The organism is Serratia quinivorans (genome assembly GCF_052113645.1).
GTDB classification, from domain to species: Bacteria; Pseudomonadota; Gammaproteobacteria; order Enterobacterales; family Enterobacteriaceae; genus Serratia; species Serratia quinivorans_B.
The window spans coordinates 51165-76129 of record NZ_JBIEIU010000002.1 but is presented as its reverse complement, the minus strand read 5'-3'; the positions used below and the strand labels follow the sequence as shown (position 1 = coordinate 76129).

Here is a 24965-nt window from a genome sequence, read left to right as displayed (position 1 = left end):
AATAAATGCAAAATGTCAGCGGCTGTTCATCTTTGTCATATTGTTAATGGGATGGGGATTTATACTGCGAACAGTCAGTTACGGGAGATAGGATGCGCAGACTGCCTTTCCTTGCCGGCGCGCGCGGGCGCCTGCTGATGTTCAACCTGCTGGTGGTGGCGGTGACGCTGATGGTCAGCGGCGTGGCGATCTTCGGCTTTTACCATGCGGGCAAGCTGCAGGAACAGATGCAGGCGCAAACCTTGAAAGAGATGAACGGCAGCATGGCGTTGAGCCGGGATACTTCCAACGTGGCGACCGCGGCCATTCGGCTTTCGCAAGTGGTTGGGGCGCTGGAATACCAGAGCGAATCCGCCCGGTTGAAACAAACCCAACTGGTACTGCAAGCCTCGCTGAATCGGTTGGCGGACGCGCCGTTGGCCCACAGCGAATCGGCGCTGGTCAAGCGCATCATCAGCCGCAGCAACGCGCTGGAAACCAGCGTGACCCGCATGCTGGATCTCGGTCACCAGCGGCATCTGCAACGCAATATCCTGCTCAGCGGGCTGTACCAGTCGCAGAGCACGCTGCGGCATATTGCCAGCCTCAACCAGCGCAATAACCTGAACCAACCCTCGCTGCCGCTGCTGAGCCAGATCGACCGGCTGCTGGCGATCGCCATTCAGACCCCGACGCCCAAAGCCGCCGCCCAACAGCTCGACAACGTCATGGCCTACTGGCCGCAACACAGCCCGGATGCCTTGGTGGACGAGAAAATGCGGCAGTTTCGCCTTAGCGAACAACGCCTGCTGCCCGAAACGCTGGAACTGGAGCAAAGCGACCTGGCGCTGGCCTATTACACCTACCATATCAAAGCGTTAGTGGCGATGCTCAATGACGATATCAACCTTTACGTGCAAAAGGTGGCGAACGAATCGGAACTGCGCACTCAGCAAACCCATCATGAGCTCAGCTCCATCAGCTGGTTTATCGGCCTGTTCGCACTGCTGGCGCTGGTGATCACCGGCTTCGCCGGGCTGTATATCTATCGCAATCTCGGCTCGAACCTGACGGCGATCGCCGGGGCCATGACGCGGCTGGCACGCGGCGAACGCGACGTCAGCGTACCGGCGCTGCAACGCCGTGATGAACTCGGCGAGTTGGCGCGGGCTTTCAACGTCTTTGCCCGCAACACCGCCTCGCTGGAGCAGACCTCCCGTCTGCTGAAAGAAAAAAGCACCCAGCTGGAAACCACCTTCCTGGCGATGCGCGACGGCTTTGCGCTATTTGATAACGACGGCCAGTTAGTGGTGTGGAATCCGCAGTATCCCTTGCTGCTGGGGCTCAACGAACATCAGTTGCACCGGGGCCAGCACTACCGCGAGTTGTTGCAACACGTCACGCCACCGGCGGGCCAACGCTGGGAAGCGGTGCTGGCCAACTTGTCCAGCGAACTGCCGCAACCGCAGGAACTGCGCCTGAGCGATGGCCGCACCGTAGAGCTCCGCTTCAGCCCGGTGCCGAACCGCGGCGTGGTCAACGTGGTGCTGGAACGCACCGAGCGCAAAGCGCTGGAAGAAGCGCTGCTGCACAGCCAGAAAATGAAGGCGGTCGGTCAGCTCACCGGTGGCCTGGCGCATGACTTCAACAACCTGCTGGCGGTGATTATCGGCAGCCTGGAACTGACCACTCAGCACACGCAGGACGCGCAGACCGCACAGCGTATCGCCCGGGCGCTGAAGGCCTCAGAACGCGGGGCGCAACTCACCCAGCGGCTGCTGGCATTCTCGCGGAAACAGGCGCTGCACCCGCAGGCCATCACACTGCAGGCGCTGGTGGAAAACCTGCAGGAGCTGCTGCGCCATTCGCTGCCCACCACGTTATCGCTGAACATTGAGGCACAGCACCCCGGCTGGCCGGCGTGGATCGATGCCAATCAGTTGGAAAACGCGCTGATCAACCTGGTGGTCAACGCGCGGGATGCCATGGAAGGCCGCAGCGGCGTGGTGAAGATCCGCATCTACAACCAACGGGTGGTGCGCAGCGGCGGAAAGAAACAGGACATGGTGGCGCTGGAGGTGATTGATACCGGCTGCGGCATGTCGGAAGAAGTGAAGGCGCAGGTGTTCGAACCCTTCTTCACCACCAAGGCGGTGGGCAGCGGCAGCGGGCTGGGCCTGTCGATGGTCTACGGCTTTGTCCGTCAGTCCGGTGGACGGGTGCAGATTGAAACCGCGCCGGGCAAGGGCACGCTGGTTCGCCTGCAATTGCCCCGAGCCCCGACACCGGCACTGGCGCAAGCGCCCTCTCTGCCGCTCGAGGACAGCCAGATCACAGACAAACTGGTGTTGGTACTGGAGGATGAAAACGACGTGCGTCAGACGCTGTGCGAACACCTGCACCAGCTCGGTTACCTGACACTGGACAGCGCGGACAGCCATGAAGCCTTGGCGCTGCTGCGCCAGACGCCGGATATTGGCGTGCTGATCAGCGACCTGATGCTGCCGGGCGAGCTGGACGGCGTGCAGGTGATTGGGCTGGCGCGGGAGATTAACCCGCGCCTCACCGCCCTGCTGATCAGCGGCCAGGATCTGCGCCGCCAGCACGAAGAAAATCTGCCCAACGTTGAACTGCTTCGTAAGCCGTTCAGCCAGCGGCAGCTGGCGCTGGCGTTGCAACGGGCACGCCGTCCAAACGCGGGCAACGACGCAATTCAGAGGGAATGAGGCGATTTTTCGCCTCTGATTCGTTATTATGCCGCCCTGCTTTTGATGAATAAGCGTGCCAGCTGCACGCCCAGCCAGGGATAACATTATGCTGTGGTTTAAGAATTTGATGGTTTACCGTTTGAGCCGCGAAGTTGCGCTAAACGCGGATGAAATGGAAAAACAGCTCAGCGCTTTTGCTTTCACCCCGTGCGGCAGCCAGGACATGGCGAAAACCGGCTGGGTCTCCCCAATGGGCTCACACAGCGACGCATTGACGCATGCGGTTAACGGCCAGATCGTCATTTGCGCGCGCAAGGAAGAAAAAATCCTGCCGTCGCCGGTCATCAAGCAAGAGTTGCAGGCCAAAATTGAACGCCTCGAAGGCGAACAGCATCGCAAGCTGAAGAAAACAGAAAAAGACGCGCTGAAAGACGAAGTGTTGCACAGCCTGTTGCCACGCGCCTTCAGCCGTTTTAACCAGACTTTTATGTGGATCGACACGGTCAACGACCTGATCATGGTTGATGCCGCCAGCGCCAAACGCGCGGAAGACACTCTGGCGCTGCTGCGCAAGAGCCTGGGTTCGCTGCCGGTAGTGCCATTGACCATGGAAAGCCCGATCGAACTGACGCTGACCGAATGGGTGCGTTCCGGTGAACTGCCGGCCGGCTTTATCATTCAGGACGAGGCGGAACTGAAGGCGATTCTGGAAGACGGTGGCGTGATCCGTTGCAAGAAACAGAACCTGATCAGCGATGAAATTGCGGTGCATATCGAAGCCGGCAAACTGGTGACCAAGCTGGCGGTGGACTGGCAAGAGCGCATTCAACTGGTGCTGGCGGATGACGGCTCGTTGAAACGCCTGAAGTTCGCCGATACGCTGCGTGAGCAAAATGACGATATCGATCGGGACGACTTCGCCCAGCGTTTTGACGCCGATTTCATCCTGATGACCAGCGAGCTGGCGGCGTTAATCAAAAACACCATCGAAGCTCTGGGTGGCGAAGCCCAGCGTTAATCCTCGCCAGAAATACCAAGGGCTCTGCATGCAGAGCCCTGATGTATCACCAGAGGGTGAAGTTATTTGCTTAAGTAACGGCACAGATAGGCGGTCGCGTCGGCCACCTGCAGGTTGAACTCACTGTGACCCGGTACGAAGAACTTCTCACCCGGCATAAACACCTGCCAGTCCGGCGAGCCCGGCAGCAACACTTTCAACGCACCGGTAATCACGGTCATTTCTTCCGGCTGGGCGGTGGTGAAGGTGTACTCTCCCTCTTCCATGACACCGACGCTGGTAAGGCCGATGCTGCTACTATCGAAACCGATAGACTTCACTTTTCCGGCAAAATACTCGTTCACTTTCAGCATAGACTGGCACCCGCGTAATCAACTTTATGGGAAATCCATATTGGGGGATTGAGGTTGATCTGTCACTGGTTTTTCACGCGAAATGCGATCGTGACGCAGTGTAAAATTCTGTCGGGCGGTAGAGCGTCAGCCTGCCGTTCTGGTTCGACACTCAAAAACGCGCCGGACAGCCGCAGGTACCCGACAGAATGAGATTTTATTAGCTTTTTAATCAGTCAATTAGCTCAGCTGCCAACTTGGCGACCAGCACGTTGGACAGCAGTACCGGTATTTCAAGCCGTGCCTGCAAGAAATCGCGATGCCGGCGGTGATAGCCGATGCAATCAAGCACCACCACCTGCGCCCCCTGTCGCTGCAATTCACTCGCTGCCAGCACCAACGCGGCGTCATCCGCCAGATAGGGACTGGCCACGGCGAAACAGGGGGGCGTCGCCAGCAGTTGCCATTTGCCCGCCTGCTGGTCGATTTGTTCCGCCACCGGTACCACGATGCCGACCCGATGTTGGCTGACAATGGCGGAAATCAGCGGTGGAATGATGCGATCCGGCTCCAGCAACAGCGCCCGTTCTGCATGCAGCCGGCCGAATTCGCCGGTGCACAACAGCAGGATCACATCGCAACCGTCCGCCTCCAGTTCGCTGATTTTATGCTGCAACCCCTGCTCGACCCGCGAGGCTGCCAGCTTCACCTGTGTCCCGTCCAGCAGACGTGAAACCAGCACCTTCTCACCGGCTACGGGGATATAACGTTCTTCAATCTGGGCGAGGCTCAACCCGTCCAGCAACCCGACGTGCCTCACCTGCTCCGCAGGCAGATAGGCAGACAACAGCGGCATGATGTCGTTGCGCGGCGCCTGGCCGATAGTCAGCGTGGCAAATGAAGCATTCATCCGGTTATTTCCTTTTTTGCAGGTGGCTCAGGCTGCCGTACAACGCCAGCAGCTGCGCGTATTCATCGGCCTGGTAAAAGTGGCAGGTGCCGCGTCCGAACTCTTTCGCCACTTCCACGGCGAACTTCGCGGTCAGCGCAATATCCACTTCATGGCTGGCACCGGTCCCGCAGCCCGGCACCACCGATTCGGTACAGATCGCCACGCCGACCACTGGCGCAGCAGTCGCGGTAGAAGGTTGCAGAATGCTGTTCAGGTGATGTACCCCGTTGCCGTACGGCGTAATGTCCTGTGTGGTGATCGGGAAGGTCACCGCCGGGCGACCGCTGGTCATCTCCATAATCCGCAGCAGATCTTCCGCCACCCGCAGGATGTAGCCTTCTTTCACCGTTGGCGACAGCGCGTAGCCTTTGTGGTTGATGATGCGATTGCCTTTGGTGGTGTCGATAGACAAAATCGCGTCGGCCTCCGCCACCACTTCATTATCGTTCATAGTCACGTCGTCGATCGGTGAATCCATAAAATCGACCGGATCATGCGGACGGGTTGGCGCGTCAGGGCAAATGTGGGTGGTGATGATGACGTCTCCCGCCAGCACATCGCCTTTACGTTGCATTTCTGCCAGCTTCAGCGCGCTGGCAATCGCGGCGATCGCCCCGTCGCCGTCAGACACCAGGCCAATGCGCGTAGGCCGTGCACCGATGCCGCCCAAGCGGCCGACAATACCCAGGGTCGGCGCATCCCCACCCTGGCTTTTACCGGCGCTTCCGGGGATATCAATCCGCACGAAATCGGTCGCGCCTTTCGGCCCGCTGGCACGCAGCGTACTGGCCCGGATACCGGGATAAGAGGCAAACAGATCGACAACATCCTGACCGCTCACATATGCATTATCAATTAATTCAAAAACCTGCAGCGTTTGTTGCAAACTCATAGTTGACTAGCCTCACAATTTAACCGGGTGGGTTATTTCCCTTTGCTGGAAAAAATGGAATTGAAAAAGTTGTACAGCGCATCACCGGCGATAAAACCGGCCGCCATGATCTCCATCGGCGTACGGCCCTTGTCGCCCCAGCGACGGATAATCAGAATGCGCAGCGCAATGCCGACGATCACCGCCCATCCGGCCAACGCGTTGTTGATCAACAGACCGGTGGCCAACAGTACGCCGAGCTGGCGCTTGGGCCCGCCAATCAGTTGCACGATGGCACCGGGAATGGCCCAGATCAGCAAGCTGTAGGCAATGCCCGGCTGCGCGCCCGCCTCGATGGTCTTGGCGTACACCCGCGCTACCGGCGGGATCAGGTCCTGCAGGAAGTAACTGGAATAGGCGAAGTACACCACCGGAATGGCGATGACGAAGGCAATCAGCGCGGCGAACAGCTGAATACGGCGCCCCAGCAGCTCTTGCTGCAAATCTTTGCCGTAGCCGCGCAAAATGAAGCCGGCTTTCAGATCAAAGCCCATGTCGGCAAACGCCGGGCCGGTGGCGGCGGTAAAGCCGGTCAGCACGCACAGAGCCAACGGCGGGAAGCCAATCAGAATGCCGATAATCAGGGTAATCAGCGCCACCGCAAAGGCCGGGAACCAGCCGGAATGCATCGCAGCGATACCGACGATCAGCTCATGCACAAAGGCAGCAAACGCGGCGTAAATCACAAACAGCACCAGCATGGTCAGCGACATCTCACTGTACAGCCCAGCGGCCAACGCCAGCAGCGCCGCAATGATGATATAGCCAACGGCACCTAACCCCAGTGCCTTGCGCACTTCGGTATCGGCCTGGCTGTAACCGGCTGCATCGGCGTTTTTGCTGCGGATCACCTGCACCACCTGGATCAAGGCCACCAACCCGGCACCGACCATCACTCCATGCGGAATGAAATGCGCATTGATGTCAAAACCCGCCATCGGCTCCGCGTAGGCGCGTAACAGCAGGCCGACGCCGAACATCCCCAATGCCCAAATATTGCCGATAAACGCGGTGCCGAATGCGGCCATTGGGATTTTAAGCATCGACCCAGCGATCCCGACCACTACCCCCACCACCAGCAGCCAGGCCTGTTTGCCGCCCCGGTCGCCGGCCTTAATGGCTTCCGCCGCCGCGACGCCCGGCGGCCAGGCATTGGAGGCAGGAAAGATTTTGGTGTCAAACATGCGATACAGCAGGTAGGCGTCGAGCAGCATCGCCGCCGCCACCCCGCAAAACATCGGCAGGATCAGCTGCGGTTGGCCCATCACATAGGGCACGGCAATCGGCATCAGCAGGGAGTTGGCGGCGCCAAAGGTGGCGGAAGAGATCACCGTTTGCGCCAGGTTTTGCGTATGCACCGACCGGTAACGCTGGAACATCTGCAACGGAATGCGCGCCAACAACATGGCGAATAGCGCGCCAATGATCGACGTATTGGGCGTCACGCCCAGCGTGGTGATCAGCTGCACGCCGATAATGGCCCCGACGATGGACAGAATCACCATCACCAACAGCGTACCTATATCTTTCAACGGATTTATGGTGGTATTCGATTTCATGACGTCAATTTCCCTGAATATGCGCTGGCGCTTGGCAAGGGTCATTTTTCGGCGTAAGGCTGCCGTCACAGTTCCGATATTTGGAACTGTGAGTTGAATTAATAATTTATTGACCCTTAATCATCATTTAAATAATTAACAAACTCCCTGGTGTTGGCTTTTGTTAATTATTGAGTGCTGGCGAAATTATTTCGGTGCGTTATTTGATCTGTTGCCAATAATCATCACCGAATTTTTCCGCCAATTGCCGGGATACCGTCATCAATGCCTCTAATACGGCGGCTGAAAACGGTTGTTCATCCGCCTGCGTGGCAAAGGATAAACACAGACCCACCGTTTCATTGCGGTGTTTATTGGTCACAGCCGTCGCCAGCGAACTGATGCCATGCAGGGTTTCGTTGCGGGCCAGAGACCAGCCCTGCCGTCGAATCTGCGCCAGCTTGCTCAACAGCGCCTCCGGCGATTGCGGAGCATTGGGCGAAGCCACAGAGTAACCCGCGGCATAGCGCGCCATGGCTTGTTCATCACTGTCTCGCGCCAGTATTGCCCGGCCCACCGAGGTTTCCGCCGCCGGTGAGCGGCTGCCCGCCGGCGTCACTACCTGGAGGAAATGACGGCCCGGGAACATGCGCATCACCATGATCTCTTGCCCTTCCAGCACCGAAACATAGCCCGTGCAGCTGGTGAGTTGGCTGAGCTGCACCATACTGGCCGCCACGCTGTCCACCAGCGGCGTCGACAGATAATGGCTGGAGACCGATAACAGCAAACGGCCGATTTTATACAGTTTGCTGTCGGGATCGCGCTCCAGCATGCCCTGCGTTTCCATGGTCTGCAGCAGACGCGAGACGGTACTTTTTGGCAGCGCTAATTGGTTCACCACATCGCTGAATGAAATACCGGGCTGACCGTGCATCATCCGTTGTTGTGAAAATAGCTTTAATACCGCTGCGGCATTTTCCAAGGTTGTCATGGCGCGCCCTGTTCCACTATATGGAACTCAGTTCCTGTTTGATAATTAGAAACTAAAACTCGCACAACTTATCGTCAAGCAGTTTATTTTTCATCCCGCCCATTAATCCCAGCGGATGATGCTTCACAAAATAAAATACAACAGAGAACAGGGATGAAATAACTCCATTACCACGCAGTTACTCGAGCTCAAGGGTATAAACCAGCATGTCATGCTAATTTAGGGTTGCCGCACCACAGAAATAAATAAAAGGGGTCAGTAGAACCAATAAAGAAACCGGCATTGCGCCGGTTTCTGAGGGATGCCGCTTAATCTTCCAGCGCCGGATCCTCATAGCGATGTTTGGCATCAAGCGCTTCCTGCTCGGTTGCGTGCTCACTGAGTAACGTATTCGGCTCAATATCGTCGGTACGCACCTCGAAACGGTGCATATGCAAGCTCGGGTCGCCCCGGTCAACGGCGACCACTCGGGCGGTTCTCGGATAGCCTGGTCGGTCATTTTCGCGCATGCTGATCTCCCGTGTGATTCCACAGGTTTAAGTATAGCAGTGCTATTTATGCCGACACCCGTGACCCCAGATCGCGATCGCCATGTTCGCCTTCCAGCAATTGCGTCAGCTCATCGCAAGCGCAGATTTTGCCGTCGCGCACGGTGAAATGCGCCAGCACCTTAATCCGGCTGCAACGCCCGTCCCGCTTTTCCACCCGCACCCGATGGTGTGTCAGCACCGAATCCCCCTGCCCGGCGATGGCGACGATCTCCAGCGTCATGCTGCGGGTCAGTTGCTTGAGCAACGCCATATGTTGCACGAACTGCACATAATCCAGCGCCTTGCCGTCCACCTGCTGGCGGTAATCGGCACTGAAAAGTTCATCGATCAACGCCGGCTGGTGTTGCGGGGCGGCGACGACCCTCTGTAAAGCGTCGAGCACTACGGCGGTGGGGGTTTTCGGGTTCATTGTTGATCTCCAAAATTGAATGACGAGGAGATCATAAAGCCGATGGAAGGTGGCATAATAACCACATCCGGACTTTTTATACTGCTAATCGGCCAATCATTATGATCCTGCAAAGCGAGCGACTTTGGCATCACAAAAAGCACCTGACACCCTGGCACCAGCACGCCGGCGGGCAGATCTACCTGTTGACCCACGGCATGATGGCGTTGGAAACCCGGGAGCGGCAATGGGCAATGACCGCCGGCAGCATCGGCTGGTTGCCGCCAAACTGCCCGCATCAGGCACTGGCCTGCGGCAACGTCACCGGCTGGAGCCTGTATCTGCCGGAACCCCGGTGCGCGACGCTGCCTGCGCAACCGCGTTTGAGCCCCGCCTCGACGTTGATTCAGGCATTAGTCGCCCGCATTGCCCCTTTCGCCGGGCAAAGGCTGGATCCGGCGCAGCTGCGCTTATTGCAGGTCTTGCTGGATGAGATGAAAGCGGAAGAAACCGCGCCACTGCAGTTGCCGCTACCGCAGGACGCGCGGCTGCTGAAAATCGCCCGCGCACTGCTGAATGAGCCTGCCAGCGACCGCAGCCAGAGTGAATGGGCAGCCTGGGCCGGGCTGAGCGTGCGCACCCTCAGCCGCCGCTTTATCGGTGAAACCGGCGTGACCTTTGCCCGCTGGCGTCAGCAGGCACGAGTGCTCCGCTCGCTGGAACCTCTGTCGCGCGGTGAGTCAGTCGGCCGGATTGCCGGCGAATACGGCTATGACAATGTCAGCGCCTATATTGCCGCCTTCCGTCAACGCTTTGGCACCACGCCGGGGTTGTATTTTACTCAACGTCAGACGGCAACAGCGCCTGACGCGTCGCATTGAGAAACTGCTCCGACAACGCATCGCCTTGAGCGGACTCCACAGCCGCCATCAGATCGTTAGCACTGACAGCATTCAGGCCGCGTTCGCGAAAAATCGGTGAAGACCCCTGCTCAATCGCCTCGCGATTGCGCTACCCAGGAGAGAAATGTGGAGAGTCGGGCACCAGGCTCGGTGCCCGAAAGTGTCAGCGGAGGATTACTTTACCGTTTCCAACTGCAACGCCGCGAGGATCTTTTCGACCACCTGCTGCGGGCTGCCGGTGCCGTCCATCACGTAGTGCGCGGTCTCCTGATACAAGGCCTCGCGTGCGGCCAGTACTTCCAGCATCTCTTCAGCAATCGGACGCCCGGTCAGCGTGGGGCGCTGCGTGTCTTGCGGATACTCTTCCAACCGCTGCGCCAGCACCTCGGCCGGAGCGCGCAGGTAAATGACGGTGCCGTGCTGACGCATGAATTGACGGTTCTCTTCCGCCAGGATCGCGCCACCGCCGGTGGCAACTACAGTTGACGGTTGAGTTACGGTTTGCAGAGCAATACTTTCACGGCGGCGAAAACCCAGCCAGCCTTCATTTGCGACCATTTCCGCCACGCTCATCTGCGTGGTCTGCTGCATAAACAGATCGGTATCGGTGAATTGATAGCCCAGCGCCAACGCCAGAGCACTGCCCACCGTGGTTTTACCGGCTCCGCGAGCGCCGACCATGAAAATGGTTTGAGTCATTACGGGTTGTCCCTTATACGGTGACTTGAATGCGTTAGCACGCCAGGATCCGGCGTGCAGATCGTGCGATGGCGTAGTTGCTGCATCATACCGCCATCAGCCTGTATTTCAATATTTACGATAGTGTAAATTCCATGGCACAGCGGCTGCCAACGGCAAAGCCCTGCGCCACCTCTTCAGCCAGTTGCTGCCTCAGTGAGGTGCTGAGTCGCTCGGCGGCTATCGGCCTGAACCCCAGGCGCTGGTAATAGGGCGCATTCCAGGGCACATCGATAAAAGTGGTCAGCGTCAGGCGCTGTGCGCCCAACAAGGCGGCCTGCGCCGCAACCTCAATAATCAAACGGCGGCCAATGCCCTGTCGCTGGCAGTGGGCGGCCACCGACAGCTCGGCGATATGCCAATCCTGCTGCCCCGGCACGGCGGCGATAAAACCGGCCACCTCCCCCACGGCATTTTCAGCCAGCCACGTGTGTTGCCGCTGAATAAAATCAGCATGTTGCTCTGCCGTCATCACCGGGCCTTCGGCAATAAAACGCCAGGCCGGCTGTTGAAGAAACAGCTGCGCCGCAGACTGCTCGACGGCAATCAACTGAACAATATCTTGTGGCTGCGCTAAACGGATTTGCAGGCTCATCGGGTTCTCCTTAACGTCAGGGCCGGCTATTTAACCAGATTTCCCCGACGGCAGATACCCGCCGCCGGGCTCGCGTTGCTGCGCGAAAAATTAGAAGTCGACGCTGGCACGCAGCACCACTTCACGCGGTTCCCCTATCGCCACGCGTAAATTTCCGCCGCTGGAAGGGTAATAGGTTTTGTCGAACAGGTTCTTCACGTTCAATTGCCATTTCACCCGGTAACCCTGTATCGGCATGGTGTAAGCGGCGAAAGCGTCAGCGACGGTGTAGTTATCGAGCGTGAAACTGTTAGCGGCGTCGCCCGGACGGCGGCCCACATAACGCGCACCGGCGCCTATCCGTACATTGTCCCCGCTGTACAGTCCTGGGGAGCCCAGATCCTGCGTCAGGAACAGCGAGGCGGTATGGCGTGCCACGTTGGTCATCTCTTTACCCTTGTTATCCGGGTCATCCACCACCCGCGCGTCGGTATAAGCGTAAGAACCGATCATGCTCAACGAGTCGGTGATGTTGCCGGCAACATCCAGCTCCACGCCCTGCGAACGTACTCGCCCGGCGGTACGGGTGACGGTTTCGCCATTCACCAGTTCGCTGACCATCACGTTGCGTTTGGTGATGTCGAACAGCGCCAGGGTTCCGGTGACGCCGTTCGGCAACTCAAGCTTGCTGCCCACTTCCCAGGCCTTGCCCTGTTCCGGCGGCAGCGAACCAATCTGGCTGGCAATGGAAGAGTTTGGCTTGAAGGACTCGGTATAGCTGCTGTACAGCGACACATAAGGTGTCAGTTTGTAGACCACCCCGGCGCGCGGCACCAGTTTGCCGTCAGAGCTGTCGGTATTGGTGACGAAGGGTCGCCCTTTACCGGCAAAAACGTCGAAGGCGTCATAGCGCAGCCCCCCCATCACCAACCATTTATCAGTCAGTTGAATGGAGTCCTGCATGAACCAACCGTAGCTGGTGAGGTTTTCACGCTGATCGCTGTCTTTGGCACTGACGGCATTCGAGGTAGGCATCTGGCCGTACACCGGATTATAAATGTTGAAATCGCTGTTCTTTTTACCGCGGATCATATCGCCGCGGTAGGTCCGATTATCTTCAAAATCAAACCCGAACAGCATCTGGTGGTTGATGCTGCCCCAGTCCACGTCACCGTTGAACGTCAGTTGTACCGCGTTGGCATGGCTGACGGCATGGGCGGTGGAGTCGGCCTGGCGCGACAGCACGCCGGTTTCAGGATCCAAAGCCAGCGCGCGAGCCTGATTGTCGCTGTAGCTGTTGCGGCTGTAGGCGTAAGTCAGTGAGCTTTTCCAACTGTCGTTCAGTACCTGATCGATCTGCAGGGTCAGGCTGTCCTGATCGCCACGCGTGGCGTTATAACCCTCGTCAAAACGGCGGTCGCGCGGCGTATTCACCGGCTTGCCGGTACGCGAATCAATGATGGTACCGCGGTCGAATGGCACCAGGTATTCCATATGCTCATAGGCAACGCGTACCGTGGTGCTCTCGCCGTACCACATCAGCGATGGCGCAATCACCGTCTGGCGGTTACGACCAAAGTTACGCCAATAGTCGGTTTCATCGTGATCGACAATCATCCGATAGGCGAACCCGGAGGTGCCGATCGGCCCGGTGACGTCCAACTGGCCGCCTCCGCCCTTGAAGCTACTGCCCCAACCTTCCACATGGGTGTGCTGCTGCAACTGCGGCTTTTTGGTGATCATGTTGATCATCCCGCCCGGTTCCCCCATGCCGTACAGCATCGACGCGGGGCCTTTCAGCACCTCAACCCGCTCGGTGGTCGGGGTAAAGTTGCGTGCCTGCACCGAACGCACGCCGTCGCGCAGAATGGAGCCGTCGCGGTTATCGCCGAAACCGCGCTTCATCACCGCGTCCTGGGTGCCGCCCAAGGTATTCGCCTGGGTAATGCCGCTGACGTTATACAGCGCTTCATCCAGGCTGCTGACCGCCTGATCGGTAATCACCTGCTGCGGCACCACGTCGACAGCCTGCGGAACATTCAGCAGGCTGGTCTCCGTTCGGGTGCCCGTCACGCTGGTCAGCGGCTGATAACTTTGCGTCCCCTCCGTCGATGCCTGGCCGACTACCAGCAGAGTTTCCCCTTCCTCTGCCGTTTTTTCCGCGCCGATTGCCGGTACCGACGCACAGGCCGCCAGAGGCAGTGCGCACCACCAGCCACGCTGGGTATTATTCATTATCTAACTGACTCCAATAGGTCCCTGAAAAAGGCAATGGTAAAAATTGTTGATAAAGCTGCTTGAAGGTCTGCTGCGGGTTGATGTCTGCAAACAGATCCGGATAGAACGCTTTGGCGAACATCTCAACCGCCACCACGTGGTACGGACTGAGATAGAAGTTGTGCCAGATGCTCCAGGCCTGGTGGTTTTTTATCGCGTTCAGGTTGGCGAGCATCGGCTGTTTTTGCATGACCAGGCGGAAGCTTTCATCGGCCTCCTGCTGAGTGACCTGTGGCCCAAGGCGCAGATCGGAAAAACGCTTGCCCTGCGGACCGGCCATGCCGGTGGCAATGTAAATGACAGGATTGGCGGTCAGAATCGTTTCCGGGTTCAGCTCGCCGTAAACGCCCTTGATGCTGGCGTTGGCGATATTGTCGCCGCCGGCAAAGGCCAGCAGATCGCCCAGGTTGCCATGGGCCGCCGTGGTACAGCAGGTTTCGCGCCGTCCAAGGTGCAGGTGCAGCATCACCTTGGGCTTTGGCCCTTGGTAGCCGGCCAGCCGCTGCTGGATCACCGCCATATGCTGCTGATAGAAGTGGATGAACTGCTCCGCCCGTTGCTGGCGGTTGAGCACCTCGCCCAACAGCCGAACGCTCGGCACGGTGTTATGCAGCAGATCGACCCGTAAATCGACATAGATCACCGCAATACCGGCCTTATTTAGCGCTGTGAGCAGTAAATCACTGTCCCCCTCTTCCTTCGCGTAACGGGCCAGGATCACCAAATCCGGTTTCAATCGGATCAGATTTTCAATGTTAACCTGGCGGAAGTTGCCCTTGCTGATGGAAGGTATGGCTTTGATCTGCGGGAATTTCTGCGTGTAGAGCTGCCAACTTTGCGCATCGAAACGCGCCATGTCGTCCGGCCAGCCGACGATACGTTGGGCGGGGTTGCCCGGCTCCAGCAACGCCAGGGTGTACAGCATCCGGCTTTCGCCCACTACGATACGCTGCGGATTGTCCGGCACCTCGACCTGACGGCCAGTGATATCGGTGACCATTTTCGCCTGAACGCTAAAAACGCCAAGCAGCAGGGAAAACAGCAGTAACATGAGGGAATTGCGCATGAGTGAACCGGATCAGCAAAATATGCGCGCATGATAATCACTCTCATTAGCACTTTCAATCACAACCCTTGGCGGGCCAGCTAAATCCGTTGAATCACGCTGTTTCGGCGCTGAAACGTGAAAAATCGCTGTAAATGCCGTTTTATAAAGTTAAAAAATCGGTCGATAATTCGATAAAACACGAGCCAGATTGCCAATAATCCAGGAGGTACAGAGATGACCCAACGTATTGTTCCACTGGCAGAGTGCCCACAGCTCAGCGACGTGTGCGCCGCATGGGCCTTTGGTCAATGGGGTTCACAACGTGGCGGTTCACTGGAACGCACGCGTCAGCGTTTTGCCCTGTGCGCGCAGCCGAGCGAAGACTACACCACCCTGCTCGCACTTGAGGGGGAACGTCCGCTGGGCATGGCCAGCCTGTGGCCGAGCGACGATCATCACCGAATGGACCTTTCTCCCTGGCTGGCCGGGGTGTTTGTGCACCCGGATCACCGCCGCCAGGGCATTGCGCAGCGTCTGGAAGCGGCGATTGTGCAATTGGCACGCCAGCACAATCACCCCGTATTGCACCTGATTACCGATAAATCCGAGGCGCTGTATACCGGCTGGGGCTGGCAAACCATCGAACGCCGGCAGCAGTACGGGGGCGAAGTGGTGGTGATGGAAAAAAGGCTTTAGCTAACGCGGCGTGCAGATATACACCAGCGCCGGCGGGAAGTTACGCACCACCCGCAGCCGTTTCCAGTGGAAATAGCGGGACAGCAGCTTTTCCGACAGGTGGCTGTACTGGAACAGCACCAACGTACCGTTGCGGGCCAGCAAACGCTGCTGCGCCTGCTGCAAAATACGAATGCTGATTTTAAGCGGGATCGACAACAGCGGCAGGCAGGAGAACACCACGTCATAATCGCGGGCCATTTCTTCTGCCGAACGATCCATCACCTGCAGGCGGCGGTCGTCGATTTTGCGCAGCTGATGCACAAAATGAGATTGAATTTCAAAGGCCTCGAGCGAAGCATCGGCGCGCATGCGCCCCAATATTCTCTTGGTCAGCACACCGTCCGCCGCACCCAGTTCGGCGATCGACAACGCCCCGGTCCATTCAATCTGATTCAGCATCGCCTGACACAGCCAGGGAGAAGAAGGCGCCAGCGTACCGATGGTGCGCGGCGAAGCCATAAACTGCTGGAGGTAAGAAAAGTGGTTCTTCAGTTGCAGCCGGGTCGCGTTTAACATTGGGGCCTCCTTAGGTTGAGTAGCCACCAATCTGAACCCAATTTCTTAAGTATTCATTAACATGTTTCCTAAAACCGCCGACATACTTGTAATAAAATGCAACCGACTGCAGGCAAAAAAAAGGTGCGGCAATCATCTTCAGGTAATCAGGCAACAGCATTACCGGTCAGATTATTATCCACAACCGTTTATTTTATCGGCCACCGATAACAGTGGCCGAACTTTATTTATTTCAGACGATTAACGGTATATTTCCGCATTGCCGCGCCAGTTGCTGGAATCCCCCGGGGTGTCCAGCCCGATAATACGAATACGGCTGGCGCCGTCCGCCTGGGCTTTTTCTTTCAGCGCGTGAACCGCATCGCCCGGAGAACCGCTAACGCCGGAAACCGACACTACACCAAGGCTTTGCATGCCACTGGCCTGCTCAGTACTGATCTGTTTTACCGACGACAGCGGCGCTGCAAAGGAAGAAAATGAAGCGGCTGCCAAGAGAACTGCTGCGATGCCAGGTAATAGTTTCATAGTGAACTCCAGATGTTTTTGTTTATTTTCTCGTATCAGTGGAGTTAATTATCGACCAGACAATGAAAGCAGACGTAATCCAATGTAAAGAACATCAATCATTGTGATGAAAATAAGGAGGAAGTGCGTGCAGGTATGTCTTCGGCAGGGCAATTCGAGGTTTATGCAGCCACTCTACCCCTGACGGAGGACAATTAAAAGTCCGTTTGGACGCGGAAAATAAAAACCTTCACTTTTAAGATTCTTCTCTCATCACCCGCGACTGAACTACGCTATTCCTGAAGGTTATCATTATGGAAGGACTCCCTATGTCGCAAACCTTACTGCGTGTTCGTGATGGCCGTGGCGCCTCGGTTTCGTTTTCGGAATTGCTGTTCGATCTGATTTACGTTTTTGCCGTTACCCAACTTTCCCACTATCTGCTGCACCACCTCACGCTGATCGGCGCGTTGGAAACGCTGTTGCTGTGGTTCGCCGTCTGGCTGGCCTGGCAATACACCGCCTGGGTCACCAACTGGTTTAACCCGGATACCCGCCCTATCCGTATCCTGCTGTTCGGCATCATGCTGCTGGGGCTGTTTGCCTCTTCTGCGTTGCCGCAGGCATTTGGCGAGCGTGGGCTGACGTTTGCGCTGTTTTACGTGGCGATCCAGGTGGGCCGTTCACTGGTGGTGCTGAACCTGCTGCCCGCCAACCATCCGCTGCAACAAAACTTCCGCCGCATTCTCGGCTGGATGTGCATTTCGGCGCTGTTCTGGATCCTCGGCGGGCTGGCGGAAGGCCATAACCGACTGTGGCTGTGGGCAATAGCGGTATTGTGCGAATACGTTTCGCCGATGTTCGGTTTCCGTTTGCCAGTGCTGGGCCGCTCCGACAGCAGCAGCGAATGGACTATCGAAGGCCACCACCTGGCAGAACGCTGTCAGTTGTTCGTGATCGTGGCGCTGGGGGAAACCATTCTGATTACCGGTTCGACCCTCAGCGAAATGGAGTCCTGGAGCGCACCGGTACTGATTGCCTCGCTGGTGGCTTTCCTCGGCAGTCTGGCGATGTGGTGGGTCTATTTCGATACCAGCAGCAAAGCCGGCAGCCATGCCATCAGCCAGGCGGAAAACCCCGGCCAGTTGGGGGCCAACTTCCATTATGTCCATGTGGTGCTGGTTGGCGCGATCATCGTCTGCGCCGTTGCCAATGAACTGGTGATCGCCCACCCTGACGGTCATATCGACAACGTGACGGCCGCGGTGCTGCTGTTGGGTCCGGCGATTTATCTGCTCGCCAACGCGCTGTACAAGCGGTTGGTGTATCGTCGTTTCCCGTTGTCGCACCTGTTGGGGCTGATCGCACTGGCCGTGTTGGCGCCGCTGGCCTACCTCACCGATTTACTGATGGTGAACGGCCTGACGACGCTGATTATGGTGGCGGTCGCGGTGTGGGAGAGCATTTCACGCAGCAGAGCGCCACGGGCCAGCAACGCTCACTGACCAGCGAGAAACCGGGGTAGGGTTCCCACCGGAGGCCCACCCCGGATCGTCCCGGTATCTCGATCTATTAAACGATTGGCATTAGGGCGCGGCCCCCGGATGCCGTATTTACTTCAGCGACTGCGGCAGCGTCAATACCCACAACTCGCTGAGCGATTCCGGTTTCTCCAGCGGTTGCAGTTCGATACGGGTCGATACCGTTTTTCCTTCCAGGCTCAGGTTGCCCTGTTTATCCAACTGATAATCGCCGATTTTCTTGGCCTTGGGTTGCGCGTCCACCAGCTTGGCCTGCAGGCCAAAATCGTTATCGTTAATGATCGCCAGGGTGCGATCGTCGATCAGCGACAGGCCTTCTACCTTCTCCTGCTGCCAACCCAATTTACGCAGATCCGCCACTTCACGCTTCTGTGCCAACTTCACGCCGCGCTTGGCGAGATCTTTCGCATCGTCAAACTCCAGCGCCTTGCCCTTGCCGTCGAAAGGCGTCAGATCGGTTGCCTGGCTGAGATCGACCAGGTAGATCTTGTTGATCATCTGCTTGTCTTTATCGCTGCCCTGCTCAACCAGCAGGATGTGTTGGTTGTCCACCGCCACGATGTCACCCACCTTGGCGTCTTTGGCTTTTTTATAGCTGTCGATATCGATCGGATAGCCGTACATCGCCGTTTTGCCGCTGGCCGGATCAAAACTGACCAAGCGCGTAAACTGCGCCTTGTTCTTGCTCTTGCCATCCACGTCGAGCGTGCTCTGCACCGCCGCCAGAATGCGCCCGTCCGGCAAACGGGTGATGCCTTCAAAACCGCGATTCGGCTGGCGCCACTTGATGATATTCGGCAACCCACTGGCGACGGCCTGCTCGCCTTGTTCCGGCGTCGGGCCGTATTTGGCGAGGATCTTGCCCTGGTTGTCGATATGGATCAGGAATGGACCATATTCATCACACAACCAATAGCCACCTTTACCGTCCGGCGTGATGCCTTCGGTATCCAACCCACGCCGATCGCTCTGCAGGGTTTTCAGCGTATCGCTCAGAGCCACTTCGTTAGTTGCGCCGATCAAACCCGCCGGCAGAGGCAAACCGCTAATGGGCCCTTGCTGGTCATGCAGCGGACGTGAGTTGCTGGCGACCGCTTTACCGCTCCCCACGCGAATATCCATCAACAGCGGCACGAACGCCGGATTGGCGAAGATTTTCGCTTCCTGTTCCCCCACCGCAGGCGCATCGGCATTGGGGCCACGATCGGTCAGGGTGGTCAACAACAGATCTTTGCCTTCATGGCCATTAAATACCAGGCCCGAACCGATACCCACTGGCAATCCCTGCGGGAAATTCTTGGCGAATGCCCCCTGGTAGCTCACATGCTCGCCGCCGGGAAAGCTGACAATATAGCGCGTCACTTCAACGTCGCTGGCAGCATAAGACAACAGAGGAAACAACGAACTGATTAACAGCGAAACCGATTTTATTTTCATGGTTATGGCTCAGAGTTAAGGGGGGAGAGTTGGCAGCTTGCTAAGGTATTAGCCTCACATGACAGTCTGATGACAAACAGGGCTAATGCTATGAATTTCAGCCACAATTAAATATGGCAAATAGGAATTAGCAATGAACGCGGGTAAATCGAATGGAAAAAACGCATGAAAAACTTAATTTAACCATGGCTATTTCCCGCTAAAAATACCTATACCGCCTAAGCTTAGGGTAAATTCTTATAACAGCGATAAAAAAAACAGCAAACGCGCCAAAAAGCCAAGAATATAGATGTCATCGCATAGACAAAATTAATCTCTGGGGATTTAATACCCGCGGTTACTCAAGGTGCATTAAGAAAATACTGATAGAAACCTGCATTAATTGAAAAAGGTGTTCTATAGTTTTTAGTGCTAACGCCCGTTAGTATTTTCCGTGGGATGGAATCTATGTCAAAGCGACTTTTTGCCGAATTTTTTGGCACATTTTGGTTAGTGTTCGGTGGTTGTGGTAGCGCAGTATTAGCAGCAGCATTTCCACAACTGGGTATTGGTTTTCTTGGTGTAGCGCTCGCTTTTGGTCTTACCGTGGTCACTATGGCTTATGCGGTTGGTCATATTTCTGGCGGGCACTTTAACCCGGCGATTACCGTGGGATTATTTGCCGGCGGCCGTTTCGCCGCTAAAGACGTTATTCCCTATGTGATTGCTCAAGTGATTGGCGGGATTGCCGCAGCAGCGGTGTTGTATTTGATCGCCAGCGGCAAGGCAGGTTTTGATGCTACCGGCGGCGGCTTCGCCTCCAACGGTTACGGTGAACACTCACCGGGCGGCTATTCTCTGCAATCCGCGATCGCCATTGAATTGGTATTGACCGCATTCTTCCTGATCGTTATTCATGGCGTGACAGATAAACGCGCGCCGGCAGGGTTTGCTCCGTTGGCTATTGGTCTGACATTAACGCTGATTCACCTGATCAGTATTCCGGTAACCAATACTTCCGTAAACCCAGCGCGCAGTACCGGCGTGGCGATATTCCAGGGGACCTGGGCATTGCAACAGCTCTGGGTATTCTGGCTGGTGCCATTAGTGGGTGGTGTTATTGGCGGTCTGATTTATCGCTGCCTGCTGGAAGACAAGAAGTAATTTATACCCGGTAATGTTCTGTCAGGGCAGCCGCTATATCCCATGGATTTCCGATTACAGCTCATCACGCGGTAATCGCAATGAAGAAGGGTATATTAGCTGCCCTGAAGTTATTTATCCTCTGACTACCTCAAACATCATGATGTCGCTGGTGAATGACCCCTCCGGCTGAATGGCAAAATGTTGCAGCACCTCTTCAGAAACCCCCTGTTGAAATGCGCGAATAGCGGTAACGAAATGCTCCGGCGTACGCATACGCGCCACCCAACTGCTGAATTCCAAGTATAACCGATCCGACGTCACTTCCTTTACCAGCAGCCCTGACTCGGTCAGCAACCCCAGCCATTCACCCGGTGCATAATTGCGCACATGCGAAGTGTCGCGCAGAACCTCGACGGTTTGCAGATAGATGTCCAACAGCGGATGCCCCGGTGAAACCACATCCATAAAGATCGCTCTGCCACCCGGTTTCAGCACGCGACGCACTTCACGCAGCGCCTGGCCGACGTCATGCCAGTGATGCGCCGAGTAACGGCTAATCACCAGATCAAAGCTGGCGGCTTCAAACGGCAGCGACTCCGCCATGCCCTGCTGCACCTGAATATTGCTGAAACCTTTGTCCACCGCCGCCTGGCTCACGACCGCCAGCATTTGCGCCGACAAATCATAAGCCACCACCTGCGCCACTTTCGCTGCGGCGGTAAAGCTGGCATGCCCGGCCCCACACCCCAAATCCAACAGCCTGGCATCAGGATGCGGCGCCAGCAGTTGCGCCAATCGCTGCAGATCCTTCCCCTGAGCATGAACTGCGCTGGTCAGATAGGCGCTGGCCTGCTCACCAAACTGACGGTCGACTGCATTTTTATGGCTGTTGTTGTTGCTCATAGGTGCTCCCATTTTTGTCTGGCTTGCGCCGGTGCCGGATGGCTTTTTTATTACTATAATCAGCTTAATATACGGGTACAATATGAGCAGTTATCCTAGTATCAGCAGGTACCAGCCTATGCAATCTGAAGCCTTATCCGGCCCCAAAGCCCTTGGCGCCTTTCTGCGCGCGCACCGCGAACGTATTACGCCGGACATGCTCGGGTTACCCACCGCACCGCGTCGTCGCACCAGTGGCCTGCGCCGCGAAGAGCTGGCGCAAATCAGTGGCATCAGCGCCACCTGGTATACCTGGATCGAACAAGGTCGCGAGGTATCCATCTCGCCGCATACGCTGGCACGCATCGCCAAAGCACTGCGGTTGGGGCATGCCGAACGCCACTACCTGTTTACCCTGGCACGCGTCGCCGATCCTGAACAGGAACAGCATCAGGAGGCCGACAACAGTGCGGTGTTGCAAAGCGTGAACCAGGTGACAGTGCCCTGCTACCTGCTGGATATCACCTGGAATGTCGTCGCCTGGAACCCGGCGGCGGAAAGCCTGTTCTGTGGCTGGTTGGGTCAAGCCGCCACGCCCAATCTGCTGCACTTTATGTTTTTCCACCCGTTAGCCAAAACGCTGGTCTGTAACTGGGAGGAGCGAGCACGGCGTGTCGTCGCCGAGTTTCGGGCCGAAACCAGTCACCACCAAAATACCGAAGAGATGCGCGCTTTTGTGCGCAACATGACGCACAACAGCGAAGCCTTCCACCACTGGTGGCAACAGCATGACGTACTGGCGCGTGAAGGAGGCGAACGGGCCTTCACTCATGGGCAACTGGGGGCATTGCGCTATCGGCAACTGACGTTTAACCCGGCAGAAAATAGCGGGCTGAAACTGGTGATGCTGCTCCCTTTGCCGTAATTGGTAACAAATTCATAAACAGGTTTACCTGCCATTTATTTATTGGTTCAACTAAACACGCTAGGGTGATAGCTACCGATGATATCTATCATCCAGTAGCGTTATTCATCTCCTAGAGGTAATCCTATGCAATCCGAAGAACAACGTCTTATCGATGGTCTGTTTGGCCGCTTGAAAGAAGCCGAGACCAAGACGGGCCAGAGGGATCTCCAGGCAGAACAGCAAATCAACCAGCACATCCGCGAACAGCCTTCCGCGCCGTATTACATGGCGCAGGCGATGATCATTCAGGAAGCAGCGTTAAAGCAGCTGGACCAGCGGGTGAAAGATCTGGAGAGCCAGATTGCCCAGCAACAGCAAAACAACGCCAATCAGCAAAGCAGCGGTGGCTTCCTGGCCGGCCTGTTCGGCGGCGGTAACCGTAACGCGCCAAGCCCGCGTGAGCAGTATCAGGCGCAACAGCAAAATAACGCCGCATGGAACAATCAGCCGCAGCCGGGCTATGCCCAACAGCAGCAACAACCGGCCTACAATCCACAGCAGCAGGCAGCACCTTCACGTGCCGGTGGATTCCTCGGTGGGGCATTGCAGACTGCCGCCGGTGTGGCGGGCGGTGTCGTCCTGGCCGATATGCTGACCGGCATGTTCCGTCATTCGCAACCGCAGGAAATTGTGAATATTATCGATGAGACACCGGCAACGCCGGTGGATGACAGCGCGATGAATAATTTCGACGCCTCCAATAATCTCGACACCTTTAACAACGGGGGCGATAACCGCTTCCTCAACCAGGATAACGGCTTCCAGAACGCGGATTATCAAAACGACGATAATGCCGATTTCTCCGATGACGACTACAGCGACGACGATTCGTTTATCTGATCCTGCCCCCCTCTCTGCCCGGAGAGGGGTTTTCTGTTTCTTCTCCCCCACCGCTGGTCTACAGTTAACCCTGTCCAATCACAGCAGGTTACGCAAAGCCATGCCGAAGATGAATCCTACCGATCCCTATGTCAGCGCTCGCCTGCTGATGCGTCCGCCGGTGGCTGACGATCTGACTCGTTTTTACGCCATTTTTGGCGATCCTGACACGCAACGCTTTAATCCCGCCGGACCCATCGCCACGAAACAACGGGCACGGCTGGCGCTGACGGAGCGGATCGAAAGTTGGGGGCAACACGGCTATGGTTCCTGGGCGATTGCGCTACGTGAACGGCCGGAGTGGATCATCGGCTTTGGCGGGCTGTCCTGGCGGCCGCTGGGGGCACAACGCACGGTGAATCTGGGCTATCGCTTTGATACGCAGGTTTGGGGCAGTGGATTGGCCACGGAGCTGGCGCTGGCCTCGCTGGAATATGGTTTCACACACCTGCAGTTGGCAGAGATTTCCGCCCTTGTGCGCGAAAAAAATCTGGCCTCATGCCGCGTGCTGGAAAAAGCGGGTTTACGTGTGGTAGATACCCTGGATGACGTGCCCGACGATACGCCAAGCCTGGTTTACAGCATCATGCACAGCGAGTATCAGGGCTGCTGAACCGGCGGTTCATCGTTGATCCTCGCCAGCGCCCGACGGTAGGATTTTACCTTTTGGCGCTTCTTCAGCCAGGTGGTGGTTGAGACGATAAAAATAAGACCGGACATGGTCAACACGCCAATCGGATGGCCGTAAAACACCATCATGGCGAAGTAAATGGCAGAAACAATCGCGACCCATTTTGCCGTATTTCCCACCGCATTCTTTTCCTGACTCAAACGGCGGATGTACTCTTCTTCGCTAATCCCCATACGCGCTCCTTTTTAGCTGAACGTTCCATTATATGGGGCCAGAATGATGATATTTCAATCGATTAAAGGGTAAAGAAGCGTAAAGCTCAGCCAGACTGCCCACGATGATGATGCAGGTAACGCCCCGGTAAATCCTCCCCAGGCAACGCAGTACCTGCATTGCGGCCAAACAGCTTGTAACGGTTGCGCGCCACCGCATTGTAAAACGCATCCGCCAACCGCTGCGGCAGAAAACGCGCCAGCGCCAACAGGCGAAACGGCCAACCAAGCTGACGCAGCGCCTGAAAAAATGCTGCCGAACGCAGCCAATGTCGCCCCGATTCAAGGTAAACGATGGAGTCAAAACGGTCGGTGGGCAACGCCAGCCAATTCAGGATCGCCTGCCCCTCCACGGATTGCACCGTGGCCAGCAGGATCTTGCCCTGCCGATCGGCACGGATCAAAAATCTCACCAGCCCGTGACACAAATTACATTCGCCATCGAATAACAGCACCCGGTCGCCGGGCTGGAGATAAGGGGGGAGCGTTGACGGATTCATCCTGCCTCCTGGGGTGATTCACTCCAGACTAACGCGCATTCCC

Annotated in this window: 26 protein-coding genes; 9 read left to right on the top strand and 17 right to left on the bottom strand. The window is 56.8% G+C overall.

Annotated features, from left to right (window positions below):
• The first annotated feature begins 92 nt into the window (after positions 1-92).
• Positions 93-2705, top strand: coding sequence for an ATP-binding protein (locus ACGS9J_RS05615; protein WP_442230046.1), 2613 nt, complete (start codon positions 93-95; stop codon positions 2703-2705).
• Positions 2706-2793: 88 nt separating this feature from the next.
• Positions 2794-3705: a recombination-associated protein RdgC gene (rdgC, locus tag ACGS9J_RS05610; RefSeq protein WP_020825435.1), complete on the top strand. Its 912-nt coding sequence runs from the start codon at positions 2794-2796 to the stop codon at positions 3703-3705.
• Between the two features lie 62 nt (positions 3706-3767).
• Here the strand turns inward: rdgC and ppnP are convergent, their stop codons facing one another.
• The 7 genes from ppnP to ACGS9J_RS05575 all read right to left on the bottom strand — a co-directional run bounded on the left by ppnP (position 3768) and on the right by ACGS9J_RS05575 (position 9412).
• Positions 3768-4058, bottom strand: coding sequence for a pyrimidine/purine nucleoside phosphorylase (gene ppnP / locus ACGS9J_RS05605; protein WP_020825434.1), 291 nt, complete (start codon positions 4056-4058; stop codon positions 3768-3770).
• Between the two features lie 211 nt (positions 4059-4269).
• Positions 4270-4947, bottom strand: a complete 678-nt coding sequence (locus ACGS9J_RS05600; protein ID WP_442230045.1) for an AroM family protein — start codon at positions 4945-4947, stop codon at positions 4270-4272.
• A 4-nt stretch (positions 4948-4951) separates the two neighbouring features.
• Positions 4952-5881 carry a DUF1177 domain-containing protein gene (locus ACGS9J_RS05595; protein ID WP_442230044.1) on the bottom strand — a complete coding sequence of 310 codons (930 nt, stop codon included), beginning with the start codon at positions 5879-5881 and terminating at the stop codon, positions 4952-4954.
• A 32-nt stretch (positions 5882-5913) separates the two neighbouring features.
• On the bottom strand, positions 5914-7479 hold the full coding sequence (locus ACGS9J_RS05590) for an OPT/YSL family transporter (RefSeq protein ID WP_442230043.1): 1566 nt from the start codon (positions 7477-7479) through the stop codon (positions 5914-5916).
• Between the two features lie 199 nt (positions 7480-7678).
• A complete protein-coding gene (locus ACGS9J_RS05585; RefSeq protein ID WP_442230042.1) occupies positions 7679-8452 on the bottom strand; it encodes an IclR family transcriptional regulator in 774 nt (257 codons plus the stop codon).
• A 308-nt stretch (positions 8453-8760) separates the two neighbouring features.
• Positions 8761-8961, bottom strand: a complete 201-nt coding sequence (locus ACGS9J_RS05580; protein WP_442230041.1) for a YaiA family protein — start codon at positions 8959-8961, stop codon at positions 8761-8763.
• Positions 8962-9007: 46 nt separating this feature from the next.
• Positions 9008-9412, bottom strand: coding sequence for a nuclear transport factor 2 family protein (locus tag ACGS9J_RS05575; protein ID WP_442230040.1), 405 nt, complete (start codon positions 9410-9412; stop codon positions 9008-9010).
• Positions 9413-9513: 101 nt separating this feature from the next.
• On the opposite strand from ACGS9J_RS05575, the gene ACGS9J_RS05570 reads away from it, so the two are divergent.
• The gene (locus tag ACGS9J_RS05570; RefSeq protein ID WP_442230039.1) at positions 9514-10272 is read left to right on the top strand and encodes a helix-turn-helix domain-containing protein; all 759 of its coding nucleotides are present in this window, start codon (positions 9514-9516) and stop codon (positions 10270-10272) included.
• 195 nt (positions 10273-10467) lie between these two features.
• On the opposite strand, the gene aroL is transcribed toward ACGS9J_RS05570, so the two are convergent.
• The 4 genes from aroL to ACGS9J_RS05550 all read right to left on the bottom strand — a co-directional run bounded on the left by aroL (position 10468) and on the right by ACGS9J_RS05550 (position 14948).
• On the bottom strand, positions 10468-10992 hold the full coding sequence (gene aroL / locus ACGS9J_RS05565; RefSeq protein ID WP_442230038.1) for a shikimate kinase AroL: 525 nt from the start codon (positions 10990-10992) through the stop codon (positions 10468-10470).
• A gap of 115 nt (positions 10993-11107) precedes the next feature.
• Positions 11108-11626 (bottom strand): GNAT family N-acetyltransferase, encoded by a 519-nt coding sequence (locus tag ACGS9J_RS05560; RefSeq protein WP_442230037.1) that lies wholly within the window; start codon positions 11624-11626, stop codon positions 11108-11110.
• Between the two features lie 90 nt (positions 11627-11716).
• A complete protein-coding gene (locus ACGS9J_RS05555) occupies positions 11717-13840 on the bottom strand; it encodes a TonB-dependent siderophore receptor (protein ID WP_442230036.1) in 2124 nt (707 codons plus the stop codon).
• The gene (locus ACGS9J_RS05550; RefSeq protein WP_442230035.1) at positions 13833-14948 is read right to left on the bottom strand and encodes an ABC transporter substrate-binding protein; all 1116 of its coding nucleotides are present in this window, start codon (positions 14946-14948) and stop codon (positions 13833-13835) included. The genes ACGS9J_RS05555 and ACGS9J_RS05550 overlap by 8 nt, the downstream gene beginning before the upstream one ends.
• A 216-nt stretch (positions 14949-15164) precedes the next feature.
• On the opposite strand from ACGS9J_RS05550, the gene ACGS9J_RS05545 reads away from it, so the two are divergent.
• A complete protein-coding gene (locus ACGS9J_RS05545; protein ID WP_442230034.1) occupies positions 15165-15626 on the top strand; it encodes a GNAT family N-acetyltransferase in 462 nt (153 codons plus the stop codon).
• Here ACGS9J_RS05545 and ACGS9J_RS05540 read toward each other — a convergent pair whose 3' ends face one another.
• A complete protein-coding gene (locus ACGS9J_RS05540) occupies positions 15627-16184 on the bottom strand; it encodes a class I SAM-dependent methyltransferase (RefSeq protein WP_442230033.1) in 558 nt (185 codons plus the stop codon).
• Positions 16185-16424: 240 nt separating this feature from the next.
• On the bottom strand, positions 16425-16709 hold the full coding sequence (locus tag ACGS9J_RS05535; protein ID WP_442230032.1) for a DUF1471 domain-containing protein: 285 nt from the start codon (positions 16707-16709) through the stop codon (positions 16425-16427).
• Between the two features lie 308 nt (positions 16710-17017).
• On the opposite strand from ACGS9J_RS05535, the gene ACGS9J_RS05530 reads away from it, so the two are divergent.
• Positions 17018-18193, top strand: a complete 1176-nt coding sequence (locus tag ACGS9J_RS05530; protein ID WP_442230031.1) for a low temperature requirement protein A — start codon at positions 17018-17020, stop codon at positions 18191-18193.
• A 108-nt stretch (positions 18194-18301) separates the two neighbouring features.
• Here ACGS9J_RS05530 and ACGS9J_RS05525 read toward each other — a convergent pair whose 3' ends face one another.
• Positions 18302-19666, bottom strand: a complete 1365-nt coding sequence (locus ACGS9J_RS05525; protein ID WP_442230030.1) for an esterase-like activity of phytase family protein — start codon at positions 19664-19666, stop codon at positions 18302-18304.
• Between the two features lie 447 nt (positions 19667-20113).
• On the opposite strand from ACGS9J_RS05525, the gene aqpZ reads away from it, so the two are divergent.
• Positions 20114-20809 carry an aquaporin Z gene (gene aqpZ / locus ACGS9J_RS05520; protein WP_442230029.1) on the top strand — a complete coding sequence of 232 codons (696 nt, stop codon included), beginning with the start codon at positions 20114-20116 and terminating at the stop codon, positions 20807-20809.
• Positions 20810-20923: 114 nt separating this feature from the next.
• Here the strand turns inward: aqpZ and ACGS9J_RS05515 are convergent, their stop codons facing one another.
• Positions 20924-21694, bottom strand: coding sequence for a class I SAM-dependent methyltransferase (locus ACGS9J_RS05515; RefSeq protein ID WP_442230028.1), 771 nt, complete (start codon positions 21692-21694; stop codon positions 20924-20926).
• Between the two features lie 118 nt (positions 21695-21812).
• On the opposite strand from ACGS9J_RS05515, the gene ACGS9J_RS05510 reads away from it, so the two are divergent.
• From ACGS9J_RS05510 to ACGS9J_RS05500, 3 genes are all read left to right on the top strand, one after another.
• On the top strand, positions 21813-22598 hold the full coding sequence (locus ACGS9J_RS05510; RefSeq protein WP_442230027.1) for a helix-turn-helix transcriptional regulator: 786 nt from the start codon (positions 21813-21815) through the stop codon (positions 22596-22598).
• Positions 22599-22724: 126 nt separating this feature from the next.
• Complete coding sequence (locus ACGS9J_RS05505; protein WP_442230026.1) at positions 22725-23480, top strand: DUF2076 domain-containing protein; 756 nt, start codon at positions 22725-22727, stop codon at positions 23478-23480.
• 100 nt (positions 23481-23580) lie between these two features.
• Positions 23581-24132: a GNAT family N-acetyltransferase gene (locus ACGS9J_RS05500; protein ID WP_442230025.1), complete on the top strand. Its 552-nt coding sequence runs from the start codon at positions 23581-23583 to the stop codon at positions 24130-24132.
• Here ACGS9J_RS05500 and ACGS9J_RS05495 read toward each other — a convergent pair.
• Positions 24120-24383, bottom strand: coding sequence for an ABC transporter ATP-binding protein (locus ACGS9J_RS05495; protein WP_442230024.1), 264 nt, complete (start codon positions 24381-24383; stop codon positions 24120-24122). The genes ACGS9J_RS05500 and ACGS9J_RS05495 overlap by 13 nt on opposite strands.
• Positions 24384-24469: 86 nt before the next feature.
• Positions 24470-24922: a thiol-disulfide oxidoreductase DCC family protein gene (locus tag ACGS9J_RS05490; RefSeq protein WP_442230023.1), complete on the bottom strand. Its 453-nt coding sequence runs from the start codon at positions 24920-24922 to the stop codon at positions 24470-24472.
• Positions 24923-24965 lie beyond the last annotated feature (43 nt).

Coding starts and splice junctions, on each gene's coding strand:
- ACGS9J_RS05615 (WP_442230046.1), top strand. CDS start 93: ATGCGCAGACTGCCTTTCCTTGCCGGCGCGCGCGGGCGCCTGCTGATG.
- rdgC (WP_020825435.1), top strand. CDS start 2,794: ATGCTGTGGTTTAAGAATTTGATGGTTTACCGTTTGAGCCGCGAAGTT.
- ppnP (WP_020825434.1), bottom strand. CDS start 4,058: ATGCTGAAAGTGAACGAGTATTTTGCCGGAAAAGTGAAGTCTATCGGT.
- ACGS9J_RS05600 (WP_442230045.1), bottom strand. CDS start 4,947: ATGAATGCTTCATTTGCCACGCTGACTATCGGCCAGGCGCCGCGCAAC.
- ACGS9J_RS05595 (WP_442230044.1), bottom strand. CDS start 5,881: ATGAGTTTGCAACAAACGCTGCAGGTTTTTGAATTAATTGATAATGCA.
- ACGS9J_RS05590 (WP_442230043.1), bottom strand. CDS start 7,479: ATGAAATCGAATACCACCATAAATCCGTTGAAAGATATAGGTACGCTG.
- ACGS9J_RS05585 (WP_442230042.1), bottom strand. CDS start 8,452: ATGACAACCTTGGAAAATGCCGCAGCGGTATTAAAGCTATTTTCACAA.
- ACGS9J_RS05580 (WP_442230041.1), bottom strand. CDS start 8,961: ATGCGCGAAAATGACCGACCAGGCTATCCGAGAACCGCCCGAGTGGTC.
- ACGS9J_RS05575 (WP_442230040.1), bottom strand. CDS start 9,412: ATGAACCCGAAAACCCCCACCGCCGTAGTGCTCGACGCTTTACAGAGG.
- ACGS9J_RS05570 (WP_442230039.1), top strand. CDS start 9,514: ATGATCCTGCAAAGCGAGCGACTTTGGCATCACAAAAAGCACCTGACA.
- aroL (WP_442230038.1), bottom strand. CDS start 10,992: ATGACTCAAACCATTTTCATGGTCGGCGCTCGCGGAGCCGGTAAAACC.
- ACGS9J_RS05560 (WP_442230037.1), bottom strand. CDS start 11,626: ATGAGCCTGCAAATCCGTTTAGCGCAGCCACAAGATATTGTTCAGTTG.
- ACGS9J_RS05555 (WP_442230036.1), bottom strand. CDS start 13,840: ATGAATAATACCCAGCGTGGCTGGTGGTGCGCACTGCCTCTGGCGGCC.
- ACGS9J_RS05550 (WP_442230035.1), bottom strand. CDS start 14,948: ATGCGCAATTCCCTCATGTTACTGCTGTTTTCCCTGCTGCTTGGCGTT.
- ACGS9J_RS05545 (WP_442230034.1), top strand. CDS start 15,165: ATGACCCAACGTATTGTTCCACTGGCAGAGTGCCCACAGCTCAGCGAC.
- ACGS9J_RS05540 (WP_442230033.1), bottom strand. CDS start 16,184: ATGTTAAACGCGACCCGGCTGCAACTGAAGAACCACTTTTCTTACCTC.
- ACGS9J_RS05535 (WP_442230032.1), bottom strand. CDS start 16,709: ATGAAACTATTACCTGGCATCGCAGCAGTTCTCTTGGCAGCCGCTTCA.
- ACGS9J_RS05530 (WP_442230031.1), top strand. CDS start 17,018: ATGTCGCAAACCTTACTGCGTGTTCGTGATGGCCGTGGCGCCTCGGTT.
- ACGS9J_RS05525 (WP_442230030.1), bottom strand. CDS start 19,666: ATGAAAATAAAATCGGTTTCGCTGTTAATCAGTTCGTTGTTTCCTCTG.
- aqpZ (WP_442230029.1), top strand. CDS start 20,114: ATGTCAAAGCGACTTTTTGCCGAATTTTTTGGCACATTTTGGTTAGTG.
- ACGS9J_RS05515 (WP_442230028.1), bottom strand. CDS start 21,694: ATGAGCAACAACAACAGCCATAAAAATGCAGTCGACCGTCAGTTTGGT.
- ACGS9J_RS05510 (WP_442230027.1), top strand. CDS start 21,813: ATGCAATCTGAAGCCTTATCCGGCCCCAAAGCCCTTGGCGCCTTTCTG.
- ACGS9J_RS05505 (WP_442230026.1), top strand. CDS start 22,725: ATGCAATCCGAAGAACAACGTCTTATCGATGGTCTGTTTGGCCGCTTG.
- ACGS9J_RS05500 (WP_442230025.1), top strand. CDS start 23,581: ATGCCGAAGATGAATCCTACCGATCCCTATGTCAGCGCTCGCCTGCTG.
- ACGS9J_RS05495 (WP_442230024.1), bottom strand. CDS start 24,383: ATGGGGATTAGCGAAGAAGAGTACATCCGCCGTTTGAGTCAGGAAAAG.
- ACGS9J_RS05490 (WP_442230023.1), bottom strand. CDS start 24,922: ATGAATCCGTCAACGCTCCCCCCTTATCTCCAGCCCGGCGACCGGGTG.